Here is a 15824-nt window from a genome sequence, read left to right on the forward strand (position 1 = left end):
TGAGGCAGGGGCATGCGCGTGAATTATCTGGGCCCGCTGATTGCGGGTATGCATCCAGCGATGGAGGGGCTCAACCTCAAGCAGTTCAGGGCAAGCTGCTACCTAGTGGAGGTGAGCGACGAGGCGGGCGTGAATGGCCCGATCATGGAAGGCGACTTGCTGGTCGTGGACGAGGCCCGGAAGGTGGGCCATGCCGATCTGGTGGTGGCTGAGCTGGAAGGCGAACAGCGGCTTTTCCGAACACACCGGATCGGTGGCGCCTATCGGTTACTACCCACCGCGGGTCCGCGGCAATCAGTCATCGCTCGGGTGTCGGATTTGCGCGGTGTCGTGGTCAGCCAGACGCGTCGGTATGGGGTTTGAGTAGTCAATTTCTTACAGGGGTTGCAGAGATCTTCCATACCCGTGATGCCGGCTATCAGATAAGGTGAATTCGATGCTTCGCTACCGACCGGATTGCCCCCGGTCGCCAGGGATGAAGAGAGGCGTCATATCAAAGCCCCCGCTGATGGATTAGCGGGGGCTTTTTCATGGCTGGGTGGTGGAGCCGTGGCAGTCCCGGTAATGCAGTCAATGACTTACATGGGGTGAGTGCAATGATTGCCAGTAGCGGCATGATGGCGAGAAATTTCAGATATGACTTTTAAATTTATGGCTACACTATGATTAGTGAAAATACATGCTGCGGCTTATGATAAAAACGGACAAAAGTATGAGATATCCAATCTTGTTATTTTCGATTTCCATATTTTGTAATTCTTTAGCTATGGCTGAAGAAGAAAATGTTCAAGCCTCTGAAGGAGGGGCTGATGAAAGTGAAGAGTTGAGTGCTGCAGCTGAAAGAATAATTGATTTGATGGAAGAGGAAAGTGCTAGATACGATCTTCCAATGTTGGAGCCAGCTCCAGTGGGTCTAATGGAACCAGCTCAAGTGAGTGATATGGAATCAGCATATCCATATTACTCAGAAGGTTTAGTTGATTACAACACTGCTACTGGTGATCCATGTGCTAATAAAGCTATTGCAGAACTGGATATATGTGAGGGTTGGGAGCCTGAACAAGAATAACAGGAGGTAGAGACATGTGTTGGCTTGAGAAATATGTGTTGTCTAAGTCTGCAGAGTGGGTTGGTGCACTTTCCTTGTCAATAGGTTTGGTTATTGCAGTAGTTCAATACAGCAATTACAAAGATGAAGTGAGCGCAAATAGAAGTTTTGAGATAGTTAGTGAATTAAACTCTGAAAGATCTTGGGAGCATAGAGCTAACCTATCACCTATTCGAATTGATATGCAGTTATTGCTTATGGAATATTTAAGCTCTGAAGAAGTCGAAGAAAACGGGGCCGAAAAGGATGCTAATCAATTCTACCATTACATGGTGAATGATATCGCTTCCGCACCCAGTGTGTATATTTCAATTGATAATGCTTTTTCTTTATACCATAAAGCTTCTGAATGTATTAAGGTCGGCCTATGTGATGATAAAGTGATTGGTTCTATGCTTAGGCCTTATGCGAATGCCTTTCTAAAAAGCTGGTACCCCTACGGATGTAGGGATGAAATTCGCTCAGCATGGACAAGTGTTTACCGCAGGTTCGCGGGCGGTGAGTATCGTTGCGATTACCTCGTGGAGACAGGGGAAACTTCTGTATATCACCAATTTTTGAGGTTGAAAATGCTCGATGAGCAATAGTAAAGACAACTTGAGTTAACGCGATAAATTATCATCCTTGTATTTAGGTATTGGATTTCTTACAGGGATTCCAGATATCTTCCATACCGAAGTTAGCCGCGGTCAAATAAGGTGAATTTGATGCTTCGCTACCCGACCGGATCGCCCCCGGTCGCCAGGGATGAAGAGAGGCGTCATATCAAAGCCCCCGCTGATGGATTAGCGGGGGCTTTTTCATGCCTGCTCGCCACGTACCTCCATTTGCACGCTGCTGGTGTAGGCGGTGTCGGTGAGTTCGTGGGTGACTTCGGTGACGAGCCAGCGGGTGGCGTCGATTTCGGCTTTCCAGCCGCGCAGGGTGGCTGGGGTTTCGGGCATCAGGCTGGCGTTGCCTTCGGCGAGGGTGAGGCTGAATTGCGCTTGCCCACGCTGTATGCGCTGCCATTCCGAGCGGGCGGCGGCGAGGGCGTCTTGCTCGCTGGCGTAGGTGGGGCGCAGGCGCTTGGGGTTGTCGTCGCTGCCGGCGATGACTTCGCGCTGCTCGGCTTCGTCGGGGTCGTGCCATACGGCCACGGCGCCGGTGTAGCTGTTGCGGTCGGTGGCGATGTAGCGGTGCTGGTCGCCGTCTTTCCGGGTGAGGGTGATGGCGGGGATCTCGACGCCGCTGGCGGTGATGGCCTGGCCGGCGGTGGTGAAGATCAGGCGGGCGGCCTTTACGGTGGCCACGGCATCGTATCGTTCGGCGAGGCGGGTCAGGAAGTTGAGGTCGCTTTCCTCGGTCTGGTCGATGTGCTCGAGCAGGGCGCCCTTGAAGGTGTCGCCGATGATGGGCTCCAGCTCATGGCGGCCGGCGATGGTGGCGACGATGTCTTCCAGGGTGAGGCCATCCCAGCTTTGGGTCCGCTTGCCGGGGAGGCCTTCGCGCATGTCGGCGCTACGCGCGCGGATGCTCACTTGGTCGGGACTGCCGCTGTGCTCCACTTCATCGACGATGTAGCTGCCACGGTCGACGAGGCCTTCGTCGTGCCAGCCGATGGCCACCGCCAGGGTGGCGCCACGCGGGGGCAGCTCGAGGAGGGCGTCGTCGTCGGTGAGGGTGATATCGAGCTGGTCGGCTTCCATGCCGCGGCGGTCGGTCAGGCGCAGGCTGATCAGCCTGGCGCGTAGCTCAGGGCTGATGGTCTTGCCCTGCAGGGTGATGCGGTAATCGGGCCGGCGGCTCATGCGAAGGCCCCGCGGACCAGGCGCATGGCGGTGGCGTCGAGCACGCCGAGGCGGTCGCGCCGGTCGTCGTCGATACGCTGCAGGGTGATGTCGAACTCGATCTGGCTGGCGGCGCCGTCGCGGAAAAAGCGGCTCTTGCGCTCGTTCAGGTTCTCGATCACGTAGATGCCGTAGTTGCGGCCGGTCCCCTCGATCAGCGGCCAGGCCTTTCCTTCGTTGGCCATGCGGCGCAGCTCGTCGAGGTTGCTTTGTCCGCCGGTGAATTCCGGCAGCAGGGTACCCGTCAGGGTGATGGTGTCCTCACCGGGGCCGAGGAACTGCCGGGAGGGGCGGGCCCCTACCCGGCTCTGGCTGGCGTGGCGCCAGTTGGTTTGGCGCTGCAGCTCCTGGTAGGCGGCGGTACCGAGGCCGAACACGAACAGTCCATAGGCCATCATCATGGGTGTGGTCCTCAATCGGTGTCGTAAAGGGCGCTGCGCTGGCGGGCGGCCATGCGGCGTTCCGCGGCTTGCAGGGCGTGCTGTACGCGGGCATCGACCATTCTGGCCAGGGCTTGCTCGTCCATGCCTGGCGCGGCGTGGATCTCGATGTTGATGCCGCCTTGAATGACCAGGCCGCCACCGCCGCCGGCGGCCATGGGCGGCCGGTGATCGATCGCCACGCCACCACCGCCGCCGGACCCGGCAACGGCAACGGCAACGCTGGCGGCGGCGCCCAGGGCGAGCCCGGCACCGGCCTGCTGCAGGCGGCGGGTGAAGGCGCTGACTTCCTTGAGGGGGCCGCGCTCGCTGCGTTCTAGACCCTGCTCATAGCCCTGCATGGTGTTGTCGCCCAGCGTGGCAAACACGCGGGAGGGCGAGTTGATGCCCAGGCGGTCGGCGAACCAGCCGCGCACGGCGCTGGCGGTGTCGCCGATCTTGTCGCGCAGCACACTCCAGCGCTCGTCGATGCCGTTGACCAGGCCTTCCATTAGGTTGCCGCCGAAGCCGGCAAACACGGTCGATGGCGAGTTGATGCCCAGGCGCTCCTTGAACCAGCCGGTAACGCTGCCGGCCATGTCGCTGATGGTGTCCTTTAGGCTGTCCCACTTGGCGCTGATGCCGCCGAGCAGGCCGTCGACCATGAAGCCGCCGATTTCGCTGAAGCTGCGCGGGACGTCTACGCCCAGAGTGCTGAGCCCGGCGCTGATGCCACGCCACAACAGGCCCAGCGGTGACCAGTCGATCAGTACCTGGCTGATGGTGGCAATGCCGCCATCGAAGGCGGCCTTGATGCCGCCCCAGAGGTCACCGAACCAGGCGCCGGCCGCGCCCCATGCGGTTTGGAAGGTGGCCATAGGCGACCAGGCCACCAGGCCCTTTAGCCAGTCCCACAGCGCGCCGGCGCGCTCCTTGATGCCTTCCCACAGTGCGCGGAACTTGGGCCCGATGGTTTCCCAGTTGCGCCACAGGTAGATGGCCCCGGCGGCAATGGCGGTGATGGCACCGATGACCCAGCCCAGCGGGGTTGCCATGAAGGCGAGCGACAGCGCCTTGATGCCACCGATCAGGCCGGGCAGGGTGCCGGCGAGCATGGCCAGGGCGGCACCGGCCTTGACCAGGCTGATGCCGAACATGACGACGCTGAGAATCAATTTACTGGCGAACAGGCCACCGAGCACGATGGCCAGGTTGTCGAAGCCGCCGACCATATCGGCGGCCCGCTTGATGATATCGCCCAGCACGCCGGCGACGGTGGCGGCGCCCTGGGCGATGTCCTTGAGCACGGGAACCGCGGCCTTGAGGTTTTCGCCGAAGGCGCGGGCGAATTCGCGAACCTTGTCGCTGTTCTCCTGCATCCAGGCGGACAGCTCGCGCATCAGGTCGGCGACGGCAGGCATCAGCTCGGCGCCGATGGTGTGACGCATGCCGTTCATGCCGAGCTGGGCGTCGAGCATGGCGTCCTTGAAGTCCTCTGCCCCGCGGGCGGCTTCCTCACTGAGCACACCGCCTGCCAGGTGGGCTTGTCGGGCGTAGTCGGAGAGGCCTTCGCCGCCGTCCTGCAGCATGTTGAGCAGATCGGCACCACTGTTGCCGAACAGCTGGCTGGCAAAGGCGGCCCGGTTGGTGTGCCCTTCGACCTCGTTGAGCCGGTCGGCGACCACGCCGAGGGCGCGGTCTGGACTCATGCGGGCGAGATCCTGCGCGGACAGGCCGAGCTCTTCATAGGCTTTCTTGGCGGCACCGCTGCCTTGGGCGGCGAGGCCGACGCGGCGCGTGAAGCGCTGCATGCTGCCGTCGAGGGTTCCGGTATCGACCCCGGCGCGCTCGGCGGCGTAGCGCAGTTCCTGCAGCTCGGTGGTGCCGATGCCGATGGCGTCGGCGGTCTTGGCGACATCATCGCCGAGGGTGGCGGTGCTGTTGGCCAGGCCGAAGATGGAGCCGGCGGCGAGGGTGGCGCCGATGGTGAGGTTGCGGGTGAAGCGCCGGGCTTCGCCGGTCATGTTGCGGAAACGGCCGCTGACGTCGGCCTCACCGAGGCGACGAAGGGCGGTTTGCTGGCGTTCGAGCCGGCGGTTGGTGATCTCGATCTGTCGGGCAAGGGCGGCATTCTGCTCTTCGAAGCCCTTGGTGCCCCGGGTGCCTGCAGGCAGCTCGCGGGCGAGCTCGCGGACGCTGTTGCGCTGGGTGCGGTATTCGTTGCTGAGCTTGTCGACTTCACGCTGGGCGTTCTTCTGCTGCTGGGTCAGCCTTCGGGTGGGGCCGCTGGTGCTCTCCAGCTGGCGGCTGATCTGGCGCAGCTCTTCGCGCTTGTCCATCAGGGCGCGGCGGGTGGCGTGGCTCTGTCGCGACATGTCGCGGAAGCCCTGCAGGCGCTTCTGCTGGTCGTTGAGGTTGCGCAGTTCGGCGCGGGTTTCACGCATGGCGCGGCCGGCACCCTGGCTGCCGCTGAGGATCTGCCGTAGCGGCCCGGTGGCCTTGTTTATCGCGCTGAGTGTGACGCTCAGGTTGAGGTCTCTGGCCATCGGGCGGGCTTCCTATCGCTTGGGCTTGGCTTCGTGCCGCTGGCGGGCGCGTTCGCGCCAGTCCATCAGTTCATCGAGTGGCATGGGGTCCATGTCGCTGGGCCCCCAGTGGAACACCATGGCGATATCCGCCATGGCGTCATCGACGTAGGCGGGCAGCGCTAGTCGTCGGTCTGTTCCGCCCGCTTGCCCAGCAAAAAACGGCTCACCTTGCTGCCCAGCTGCACCAGGTCGGCGGGGTCGAGCTTGCGCAACTCTGCCTCGGTCAGTGCCGGCTCGGTGATGCGTGGCAACACCTTCTGCAGGCTCTGGGTATCCATGCTGAGCAGATCGACCAGGGCCACGCCGCGCAGGGCGCCAGACAGCGGCTTGCGGACGGTCACTTCGGTAACGGCCTTGCTGCCGCGCTGGATGGGCGTGTCGAGCGTGACGGTTTCGGTGGGGATGGCGGGCAGTTCGGCGGCCGGGGCTTCGACCTGCTCGGCGGCTTGGGCTTTCTCGGACATGGTTCTCTCCTGGGGAAATCAGGCCGCCGGGGCGGCCGGGTAGCTGGCTGGTTGGGTTACAGGCCGAGGGCCTGGCGGCGCTGGGCGTAGCGGTCTTCACCGCGCACGCGGAAGACGAAGCCGGGCACGTCGCGTTCGATGATTTCCTGGCCGTCGACGCTGAGCTTGAAATAGCTGAGCGTGGTGGTGACGCTGATCTGGTTGTTGTCGCCCTTGCTGGCGTCGCCCAGGGCAATGGTCTTGTGGCGGCCGCGCATGACGATCTCCACCGGCACCACTTCGCCGGTTTCGTCGCTTTCATAGCTGCCGGTCATGCGCAGGAGGGCGGCGTCGTGGATCGGTGAGCCGAAGGTGTCGAAGATCTCGACGATCATGCCGCCGGCGGTCCATTCGAACTCTTGCAGGGCGCCGCCCTGGTCCACTTCGATGGGGCCATCCATGCCGCCGCCTTCGTACTCGACCATGCGGCGGGCCATTTCCGGCAGGGTCAGTTCTGGGATCATGCCCTGCCAGTTGTTGCCGTCGCCGAACAGGTTGAAGTCTTTGAGGATCTTGGGAAGCATCTCTATCTCCTAATCAGGTTCCCGAAGCCGAACCGGCTATCAGGCGGCGGCGACGCGGTCGGCGAAGTCGACGAGGTAACGGTCGGTGATGCGCTGTTGGAAGTTGAGGTTCTCCAGGGGCGGCACCGGGGTGTAGTCGTAGTCGATGTAGAGCTTGCCGCTCTTCAGGACCTCTTCACTGTTCATCTCGGGATCGAACCAGGCGGACCCGCCGAGCAGCCGGCCCTGCCGGATCCACTCGCGGAACTTGGCGTTCACGCCTTCGATCAGGTCTTTCACCAAGGTCGGGTGCATGGGCATGTCGATGGCCCAGAGGTGGGCCTCGGCCATGGTGTCGGCGATGATCTGGGCGGTGCGGGTGTAGTTCTCGAAGGCGAACAGCGGGTCTTCGCTGCAGGTGCGCGAGCCCCAGAAGCGGAAGCCGCTCTTGTTGATCAGCGTGGTGACGTCGGCGGCGTTGAGGTATCCGGCGTCGGTGTCGGGGTCCTGCAGATCCCAGAACACGTCTTTGCTGATGCCGGACACGGCGTTGACCGGCTGGTTGGATAGGGTCTTGTGCCAACCGAATTCGCTATCCAGCCGAGCGCGATGGCCCAGGGCCTTGGCCACGGCGGAGAGGTCGCGGGTTTCCTCGGCGACGACGTCGAAGTTGGTCCAGTCGGGCCAGATGACCATCACCTCGCGGGCTCCGAAATTCTCCCGGTACATCGCGGCCTCTTCCTTGGTCGCGCAGCCGAAGGCGCTGGCGTAGACGAAGGCGCGGAGCTTCTTGGCGATGGCGATCAGCTCGGCGGTGGCGTCTTCGGTGTCGAGGTCCGGCACGCCGAGGATGCGCGGCTTGACGCCGAATTTCTGTTCAGCAGTGAGCAGCGCCTGCATGCCGGTTTTCTTGCCGGTTTCGGCATCGACACCGCCGATGATGTTGGCGGTGGTTTCGGCGTCGTCGAGGCCTTCCTCGACGCGTATGACCACGGTCATGGCGCGGGTCTCGGCGACGATGGCGCGTAGCGCACGGCCCAGGGTGCCGGTTGCGCCGGCATCGCCGATGGCGCTGTACAGATCGGTGATGAGTACCGGGGTGTTCAGCGGGAAGCGGGTTTCGTCGGCCTCGGGACCGGTGGCCACCAGGCCGATTACGGCGCTGCTGACGGTGCGAATGGGGCGGGTGCCTTCGTTGATCTCGCTAACTCGGGCGCCGTGGTGATAATCGGGCATGGTGGTGCTCCAGGCGGTGATGGGCGGCAAAGCAGATGCAATGCCGCCATGCTTGCCTGTGCAGGCGTGAAGCTCTAGCGGTTGGGGTTGTGGATGGTGAGACTACAACCCTGGTTGGTATGGAGTGCCTTTACTTCAAGAAGCAATGAAATCCTGGTGCAGGTTCATGGTCCTCAAGCTGCATAAGCAAGCCACTATCAGGTCAAAGATACGTGCCGAGATCAGACAGCACTTCCAATCATTGATAGCGAGCTGACCTGTCAGTATGGTGTGTCAGACTCGACCATTCGCCGTTGTCGCAATCGCGAAGATGCTCATGATCGACACCACACCCGGCACAACATGCTGGCTAAGCTCACCCTCGAGCAGCGTCCTACCTCCCACGAAATCGGCGCCTTGGGATCATGGCTTTACAAGCAGGCTGGCTATGACAACGAAACCTACATCCAGCCCCTCTGGCCCACACCGACGAGAAGATGACCGAGCACTATCAGAAGGAACACCGACGTGATGGGTGCGAGTTGAGGCGTGTCTGAAACTGAAATAGGTTCTGCCTGTATAGGCTGGCAGCTAGGACAACCCGAGGTGTTGTCTGGTCTTGGAAGCTCGTTTTTCTGATTGGGGTTAGAAGGCAGATTTCATCTGGGCCAGCAGTTAAGCGTACCCAATGAAATGGCCTGACATATGACAGCAGCCTGCTAAAATTCCCATGCAGTCGACTCAACCCTCGCAAAACTGAGGCCGTCAACACACGGCAGCACCCTATCAGCGGGCTTTTACAAGCACGTCATTCGCGAGAGAAGAACGCGCGCCGATCAGTGCGCCACCATCATAAGTAAGGTGACTATAATCACGATAAAGGATGGTCCCATCTATCTGAGTTTTGCACACGCCGTCGTCGCAAAGAAATTCGAATACATCCAGTAGTTCGATGTCTGCCAACTCGGCAGCCTCGGCCATCATGTCGAGCGTAGCGCCCCTGTATCTACGATTGGCATCCACTGTTATCGTGCAGTCGGATTGCGGGCCGAGGATAATTTTCCCCCGCGCTCGACGTTCTAAACAGGCGCCAATATTGGAGCCGTCAGCGGGCGGCGGTGCGATAAATACAACCTTCTTGCCGGAGTTGTGCAATTCTATAGCCAGCGATGCAAGCGCATTCGTCACGATATCGGTGGAAACTTCTTGATTTTCATACTCGCCTTCCGCTGTCTGCGTTAGAAGTCGATTGGATTTGCTTAGAGGAGTTTGCATTCTACCAGCTATAACAACGGTCTCTATATCTTCGCTTGCCTTCGCGTAAGCGAGGACATTCGAGTTAAAGCTCATACAGGCTTTCGCATAGTCGAGGTTATAGGGACTGTTTGTAGCCTTCCCGAAGCGGGCAACACGATGAAGCGGGTCACACGCTCCCATCGTGATCTGTTGCATGCCATGTTCCCGAAGTGGCCCCATAAGTGCCGAAGTCCACGCCATGGCGTACGAGTCACCCCACACCAGAACCCTCGGATGATCGGTAGTTTTACAACTGTCCTTGATGGTGAATGGCTCGTCGGTCTTCAGCGAGCACTCAAACGCAAGACCATAGTTGGTCCGGCGGACGTGCTGGTAGTCTGTGCCCGTGGCGGTAACAGCTGCAATTGCTGAAGGAAAAACAGCAATAGCCGCTGAGCACGCTACCGACCCTACAACGAATCTGCGTCGTTTCGCCGAATTGGACTTGCGGAACGGTTCTTCAACGAAGCGGTAGAGAATAATGCTGAGAACAATCGACAATGCAACCACGGCCCAAATTACAGTCTGTGGCGGTTCTTCCAAATAAGCAGCACGAGTGAAAACCAATACTGGCCAATGAACCAGGTACAGTGAATACGAAATGTCGCCGACGCGAGCTATCGCCCTTAAGGGAAGGCTGCTTTCCCAGGCCGAATTGTTGTGGCTGAGAATAATAATTAGCGTCGCTCCGCAGACAAGCAATGCATCTAGGCCGGGATGAGGCAGGCCTGTTGGAAAAAACGGAATTCCGATCAGCAAAGCAACCGCGATAATGCGGGTAACGAACAACCAACGGTTGCCACTGAGTTGTAAATGGACGATAGCCGCCAGTGAACCTAGCCCGAGTTCCCACAAGCGAGTAAGCGGTAGATAGAAGGCTGCATCGGGATATTTTGGTGCAAGGTAAACACTCAATGCGAAGCTGGCAACCACGATTGTCGCCACAACAAAGAACCACAACTTTCTCGGTACAATGAACAACAAGAGCGGCATCACAAAGTAGTATTGTTCTTCGACGGCCAGAGACCAGAAATGTAGAAGTGGCTTGGTCTCTGCTGCCGCTTCGAAGTAGCCAGTTTGGTTCCAGACAACGAAGTTGGCGACAAATAGCAATGACCCAATCACCTGTTCTCTCAGGTCATTTAGCGCGATTTCTGTGAGGACAAATGGTGCACAGATCACGATAAACGCGATAACAACAAATGCTGCAGGTAGCAAGCGCTTCGCCCGCCGGAAGTAGAAATTCAAGAAACTGAAGCTCTCGGTTTTAATCCCATCCCGAATAATGCCGGTTATCAAGAACCCAGAGATGACGAAGAAGATATCTACGCCAAGGTAGCCTGCGAAATCCATTCCGACCAGTTTTGCGTGATAAAACAAGACCAACAGGACAGCAAAACCTCGCAGTGCCTGAATATCCGTCCTCAATTTTGATTTTGGGGCGCCTGCAGGGCTGATATCAGTAGACACAGTTTTCCTCTTCGTACAATCTTTTTTGATCAATTACATACGGAATCAAAATGACGAATTTCCGCGACCGGCATGCCATAGGTAGAATTCGCCGGGCGCGAGAATGGCATGGATAGTTACTTTTTTCAACTCTCTTTCGGTTTGGTGCACCCCGTAGTTACCTGGCGCGCGTGAGCTTTTCGATACTTGGATTACTCGCGAGGCATGACAGGAGTAGCCCGCCGCATTATGGGCTATCCCTTCGTCGAGCACTACACCGCACGCTACCACACCACGCCCTCAATCCCCTCGCGATCTTCGGCCTCTAGCGCTGCATCGATGGCATCCTTCCGGTCCCAGCTGCGCTGATAGATCGATTTGATGTACGTCGAGGCCTCATTGGTCAGATCGATAGCCTGCTGGGGCGTCAGGGTGCGCTTTACGTTGGAGAGCCCGCGGAACTCGAGCACCGCTTCAACGACGCCCTCGGCGTCCAGCTGTCGCGCCTCGATGGCGATGCCGAGAAGATTGGTCTTATCCTGGGGTCGGGTCTGCACCACGTCAGGCTCGCCAGCGATGTCTAAAGGCAGTCCCTCGGCGAAGGCATGATCACGGGCGGCATCGATCTCGCGGCACTTGCGGGCTGCGAGTCCTGAGAGGGGTTCAGGAGGCACTTCGGCCAATGCGTCGGCCGGAGGCTCGGTGCCGAGCTCGCTGATTTCGTGCCGCTCACCGTCTTCACTCCAGTACACATGGCCGCGCCAGTCCGGCACTAGCTCCCATCCTTCTCCATTCCAGCTGGCAGCCTCATGCTCGCTAGTTTCAGGCGGCTCAATGCTGGTTGCTCCGGCAGGCACTCGGGGCGTTTGACGCATAGGATCGCGGGGTGCTTCGCGACCAGCGGGGTCGATTGCAGTTCGGTCGGTGGGGTGAATGTCCCAGATGCGCATAGCGGACTCCTTAGATCTTGGTCAGATATATAACGGCATTGTTGCGTGAGCGGGTTTCGCCATTTGAGCCTGCCGAGGTGCGTGCGTTGGGCGATAGTGACGAATCAAAATCAGCTCGAGCACTACGCGAAGCACCTGTGCTCAGCGTTGAGGCTAAGCCGTCTCCCAATTCGCTGGTTGTTATTGCGCCGGTTCCACCAGAAAAAAATCGATGCGCACTTTGAGCACTGACAGCTGTTAGAGAGCCGGTAATTCGTTGCATTTGGTCAAGCTGATGGCCATCCAGGGAGCGCCCAAAATCGACACCTCGCCCATGGTCCCAACCTCGCTTGAACTCGCCCCGGTCATCGGGGAGGTTGAATGTTGTGGAGCCATCGCCGACACCATAGGTCATGCCGTGCACAGCAAACACACGCCGGTAGTCGGCCCGGCTGATCTCGGCGCCATCATTCTCGACGTACCCCTCGGGTAGCGTCTCCGAGCGCCACTCGATGGTCGCGCCGGGCTTGACGCCGTCCCACTCCATCCAGATATGCGGACGGTTCTGGCTGTCGGTGGGGTCGACGCCCTGCACCTCGCCGACCTGGTCGCGGTCGTAGAACTCATAGAACTGTCCATCGCTGCCGCGAGTGATCTCACCGGTGGTGTAGGCGCGATCAGCATCGAAGCTAGCGAACTGATACGCCCCGGCTTCGACGGCTTGGTCGATGGCGGCCTTGATGCCGGCCGGGTGAGTTGCGCGGTCGGTGCGGGTGCCGTCGCGGGTCTGCTGGCTGGTGGCGAGCTGGAGCATGCCCTGCTCGTTGGTGGTGCCGGCAGGGTGGTTGCGGCTTTCCTCGTGGGCTTCGCGCAGGTCATCGACGTACTTGCGAGTAGCGAGCACTACGCTGGGATCGATCTTAAGCTCGACGTTGGCGGTGTTGCTGAGGATGAGGTGCATGCGCACCACTTGGTTGCGGCCGCTGCCCTGGGCGAGCAGGGGCTTATAGCTGGGAGCGCAGTTGGCGACCGCGACGAAGTCGCCGTCTTCGTCCTCGAGGCCGAGTTCACGGATCCACCAGCCGCCGATGTTGGGGGGCAGCACGAGCTCGGCGACGAGAATCGCGGGATTGTCGGGGTCGACAAAGAGCTGGTTGATGGCGGCCCGGTGCACCTGGTTGATCAGCTGAGTCTGGTCGTGCTGGGGTACCGGGTCGGCGCCGTTGGCGTCGCCCAGCAGCATGTGGGTGAGCTTCCAGGGGATCTCAAGGGAGTTGGCGTTGCTTTGCTTGGCCTCGCCGATCTGGGTGAGGAAGCCGCCGAAGGTGGAGTTTTCGTCAATCATAAGGGTAGACGTCCAGTGTGTCGGTGGTGGTGAGGGCCAAGGCGTGCCCAATGTGGCAGGCGACGTTGATGTCGGGGGTGTCCCAGGGCAGCACGTCGAGCTCGTCGCCGTCGTTGATGGCGACGCCGACGTAGGTGGTGAGGTCGCTGCTGAGCGTGATGTCGAGGCCAGTGATGTGCCGGGTGAGTGGCTTTGCGTCGTCGATCAACCGCTCGAGCTCGAGGAACATGGCCTCGGTGATGCCGGTGTCGAGCACGCCGATACGCAGGGCAAAGGTGCCGGGTGAGGCCATCGGGTCCTGTTGCCACCATTCGGTGACCTCGAGCAGGTAGCCGAGCGGTTCGACGACGCGGCGAAGGGCGGCGATGGTGCCTTTCTTGCGGTGCACGAAGAAGCTGGTCGCGATGACTTCGCGCTTTGCAGCGGTGCTCCATGCCGGGTCCCAGCGGTCGACGCTGAATGCCCAGGCGAGATAGGGCAGCAACGGGGCGGGGCAGGTGTAGGGGTTCCAGAGTTGGCGCAGCAGCACCGGCACGCGCTGTATCTCGGCCAGGGCCTCGGCGGCGGCGCGCTCGAGGGGTGTGCCGTTGGGTGGCAGCAGGGGCTTATTATTCATCGCTGCCCCCGATCACCAGGCTGGTAGCGGTGCAGTGGGCGGCCTGGGTTTCGTCGAGCACGACGTCAGCGGTCGGCGAGGCCAACTCGACCCGCTGCACGCCCTCCACGTGCAGGGCGGCATGAATGGCCGAGATGCGAATGTCCCGGCCTAGCCGTCGCTGCTGGCTCTTGTAGCGGTCCAGCGATGCGGCGGCGGCTTCGAGGATCGGCTCCTGCTCGGGGCCGGGGTAGACGTAGAGCACGGCGTCGATCTCGTAATCGACGATGGTGGCGGATTGCACGGTGAGCCGGTCGGCCACGGGGCGAATGTCTTCCGCCGATAGCGCCGTGTCGACGATGTCGATCAACTCCTGATCGGCGGCGCCATTGCCTTCGGTGCTGAGCAGGGTTACCAGCGCTTCGGCCGGGGCCGGGCTGATGGCGGTGGCATCGGCAACCCGGCCGTCGGCACTACGGGCGTGGAACTCATAGGCGCCCCGGGGGCCTGCGACGCTGAGGCCTTCCCAGGCCTGCTGGGCGCGCAGTCGGAGATCTTCGTTGCTCTCGTAGGTGGGCGGTACCGGGGGCATGGCGTCGGGGTCGCCCGGGTCGATCATGAGGCGCTCGACCTCGAAGTTGGCCACCAGGTTCTCGAGGTCTTCATCCCGGCTGTGGGCGAGCATGACGGCGCGGGCGGCTTCGTTGACGCGCTGACGCCAGTGCAGCTCACGGTAGGCGTTCTCCTGCAGCAGCTTGGTGAGCGGTTCGCTTTCCAGCTCGAGGGTGGCCTCGATCTCGTCGCGCTGGCTGGCGTTGACCAGGTCGAGCAGGCGCGCTTTCCGCTCGGCGTAGATGGTTTCGAAGTCGAGGTTTTCGACGACCGTCGGCGCGGGCAGCTGGGAGAGGTCTATGGTTCCGCTCATGTGATGGGTACCTCGAACTGCAGGGGCTGAGCCTCTCCATTGCCCCCGCGGGTCTCGCCTTCAATTTCGAGCGTGGCGCGGCCCGGCTGGGTGGTGCTGACCTGGCGACGAATGGCGGTGACGTTGATGCGCGGCTCCCAGCGCATCAGGGCGATAACGGCGGCGGCGTAGGCTTGCAGGAGGGTGGCGTCGTTGAGCGGGGTGTCGATCAGCTCGAACAGCATCGAGCCGTAGTCGCGGCGCATGACGCGGGTGCCGATGGGCGTGGTGAGGATGTCGCTCACGCTCTGGCGGATATGGTCGAGGCCGTCGAGGGATCGGCCGCTGTGGGCGTTCATGCCTGGCATCTACTCGACTCCATAGGTGCCGGCGGAGCTACCGCCGGAAACGGGGACTTCGGCGTTGCTCTGGATCTCGTCGACGACGGCGTTGGCAATCGCTTCGGCCATGCGGTTGACCCATGAGTGCTCGCCGGTGGCGGTTGCGCCCTGGCTCTGCATCTCGCTGACGATGCGGCTCTTGAGCTGCCCTTTACTGAGTGCCATCTATTCGCCCGCCGTGACTGTGCTGGACCCGTCGCCGTGGGCGTTGCCGGTGAAGTGGCAGATGTGCGCCGTGGTAACGACCGGGTTGCCCTGGTTGTGATGAATGCTTTCGGCGTCGATGGTGACGACGCCGGCGGCCTTGATGATCACGTCACCGACACAATCCACGGTGAGGGTGTTGGTGCCGTGGTCGTACTGGACGTGGGTGCCGTCGGGGTACCAGCGGCCGATAACGTTGGGGTCGCTGCTGGGCGCCGGGTGGGCCAGCTGGTTTAGCCCGCTCAGGATGACGGCGGCGGACAGGTCGCCGCCGGGTGACAGCAGGATGACCTGCTCGCCGACGGTGGGCGGGCTCCAGGTGCGGGTGGTGCCGGCTCGCTCTTCGCCCCACTTCAGCCAGCCGGTGAGCAGGCCGCCGGATTTCACGCGCACGCGCACGGCTTCATGGTCCACCTCGGCGACGGTACCGAGGCGGATCAGGTTGTGGATCAGGCGGAGTAGTTCGGCGGCGTTTGTCATGCCGCCATGCTTGCCCTTGCGGGCGCGGGGCTCTAGCGGTTGCGGTTGTGGATCGG

18 protein-coding genes and 1 pseudogene are annotated in these 15824 nt (G+C 61.0%); 4 read left to right on the forward strand and 15 right to left on the reverse strand.

Features of this window, described 5'->3' with window-relative positions; all coding sequences use genetic code 11:
- Positions 1-12 precede the first annotated feature (12 nt).
- From DU505_RS08885 to DU505_RS22310, 3 genes are all read left to right on the forward strand, one after another.
- Positions 13-363, forward strand: coding sequence for a S24 family peptidase (locus DU505_RS08885; protein ID WP_114478643.1), 351 nt, complete (start codon positions 13-15; stop codon positions 361-363).
- Positions 364-712: 349 nt separating this feature from the next.
- Entirely contained in the window at positions 713-1069 is a 357-nt protein-coding gene (locus DU505_RS22305; RefSeq protein ID WP_147273059.1) for a hypothetical protein, read from the forward strand.
- Between the two features lie 14 nt (positions 1070-1083).
- The gene (locus tag DU505_RS22310; protein WP_147273060.1) at positions 1084-1695 is read left to right on the forward strand and encodes a hypothetical protein; all 612 of its coding nucleotides are present in this window, start codon (positions 1084-1086) and stop codon (positions 1693-1695) included.
- Positions 1696-1908: 213 nt separating this feature from the next.
- Here the strand turns inward: DU505_RS22310 and DU505_RS08890 are convergent, their stop codons facing one another.
- The 7 genes from DU505_RS08890 to DU505_RS08920 are packed head-to-tail and all read right to left on the reverse strand — an operon-like array spanning position 1909 to position 8186.
- The gene (locus tag DU505_RS08890) at positions 1909-2898 is read right to left on the reverse strand and encodes a phage late control D family protein (RefSeq protein ID WP_114478644.1); all 990 of its coding nucleotides are present in this window, start codon (positions 2896-2898) and stop codon (positions 1909-1911) included.
- The gene (locus tag DU505_RS08895) at positions 2895-3338 is read right to left on the reverse strand and encodes a phage tail protein (protein WP_114478645.1); all 444 of its coding nucleotides are present in this window, start codon (positions 3336-3338) and stop codon (positions 2895-2897) included. Before DU505_RS08895 ends, DU505_RS08890 begins: the two co-directional genes overlap by 4 nt.
- An 11-nt stretch (positions 3339-3349) precedes the next feature.
- Positions 3350-5902 (reverse strand): phage tail tape measure protein, encoded by a 2553-nt coding sequence (locus DU505_RS08900; RefSeq protein ID WP_114478646.1) that lies wholly within the window; start codon positions 5900-5902, stop codon positions 3350-3352.
- A gap of 12 nt (positions 5903-5914) precedes the next feature.
- Positions 5915-6037, reverse strand: coding sequence for a GpE family phage tail protein (locus DU505_RS08905; protein ID WP_114478647.1), 123 nt, complete (start codon positions 6035-6037; stop codon positions 5915-5917).
- Positions 6038-6063: 26 nt separating this feature from the next.
- Entirely contained in the window at positions 6064-6408 is a 345-nt protein-coding gene (locus DU505_RS08910; RefSeq protein ID WP_114478648.1) for a phage tail assembly protein, read from the reverse strand.
- A 56-nt stretch (positions 6409-6464) separates the two neighbouring features.
- On the reverse strand, positions 6465-6971 hold the full coding sequence (locus DU505_RS08915) for a phage major tail tube protein (RefSeq protein ID WP_114478649.1): 507 nt from the start codon (positions 6969-6971) through the stop codon (positions 6465-6467).
- Between the two features lie 39 nt (positions 6972-7010).
- Positions 7011-8186, reverse strand: a complete 1176-nt coding sequence (locus tag DU505_RS08920; RefSeq protein WP_114478650.1) for a phage tail sheath protein — start codon at positions 8184-8186, stop codon at positions 7011-7013.
- Between the two features lie 166 nt (positions 8187-8352).
- Between DU505_RS08920 and DU505_RS22835 the strand changes: the two are divergent.
- Positions 8353-8555 (forward strand): annotated as a pseudogene (locus DU505_RS22835) (IS481 family transposase); the annotation flags it as partial.
- 396 nt (positions 8556-8951) lie between these two features.
- Here the strand turns inward: DU505_RS22835 and DU505_RS08930 are convergent.
- The 8 genes from DU505_RS08930 to DU505_RS08965 form a co-directional block, all read right to left on the reverse strand.
- On the reverse strand, positions 8952-10931 hold the full coding sequence (locus DU505_RS08930; RefSeq protein WP_181872778.1) for an acyltransferase family protein: 1980 nt from the start codon (positions 10929-10931) through the stop codon (positions 8952-8954).
- Between the two features lie 263 nt (positions 10932-11194).
- Positions 11195-11860, reverse strand: a complete 666-nt coding sequence (locus tag DU505_RS08935; RefSeq protein ID WP_114478652.1) for a DUF4376 domain-containing protein — start codon at positions 11858-11860, stop codon at positions 11195-11197.
- A gap of 10 nt (positions 11861-11870) precedes the next feature.
- The gene (locus DU505_RS08940; RefSeq protein ID WP_114478653.1) at positions 11871-13184 is read right to left on the reverse strand and encodes a phage tail-collar fiber domain-containing protein; all 1314 of its coding nucleotides are present in this window, start codon (positions 13182-13184) and stop codon (positions 11871-11873) included.
- On the reverse strand, positions 13177-13800 hold the full coding sequence (locus DU505_RS08945; protein WP_114478654.1) for a phage tail protein I: 624 nt from the start codon (positions 13798-13800) through the stop codon (positions 13177-13179). The genes DU505_RS08940 and DU505_RS08945 overlap by 8 nt, the downstream gene beginning before the upstream one ends.
- Positions 13793-14704: a baseplate assembly protein gene (locus DU505_RS08950; RefSeq protein WP_114478655.1), complete on the reverse strand. Its 912-nt coding sequence runs from the start codon at positions 14702-14704 to the stop codon at positions 13793-13795. The genes DU505_RS08945 and DU505_RS08950 overlap by 8 nt, the downstream gene beginning before the upstream one ends.
- Complete coding sequence (locus tag DU505_RS08955) at positions 14701-15051, reverse strand: GPW/gp25 family protein (RefSeq protein WP_114478656.1); 351 nt, start codon at positions 15049-15051, stop codon at positions 14701-14703. Before DU505_RS08955 ends, DU505_RS08950 begins: the two co-directional genes overlap by 4 nt.
- On the reverse strand, positions 15052-15249 hold the full coding sequence (locus DU505_RS08960) for a hypothetical protein (protein ID WP_114478657.1): 198 nt from the start codon (positions 15247-15249) through the stop codon (positions 15052-15054). It lies immediately after the preceding gene.
- The gene (locus tag DU505_RS08965; protein WP_114478658.1) at positions 15250-15768 is read right to left on the reverse strand and encodes a phage baseplate assembly protein V; all 519 of its coding nucleotides are present in this window, start codon (positions 15766-15768) and stop codon (positions 15250-15252) included.
- Between the last annotated feature and the right edge of the window lie 56 nt (positions 15769-15824).

The organism is Billgrantia montanilacus (assembly GCF_003336675.1).
Lineage (GTDB): Bacteria > Pseudomonadota > Gammaproteobacteria > Pseudomonadales > Halomonadaceae > Halomonas > Halomonas montanilacus.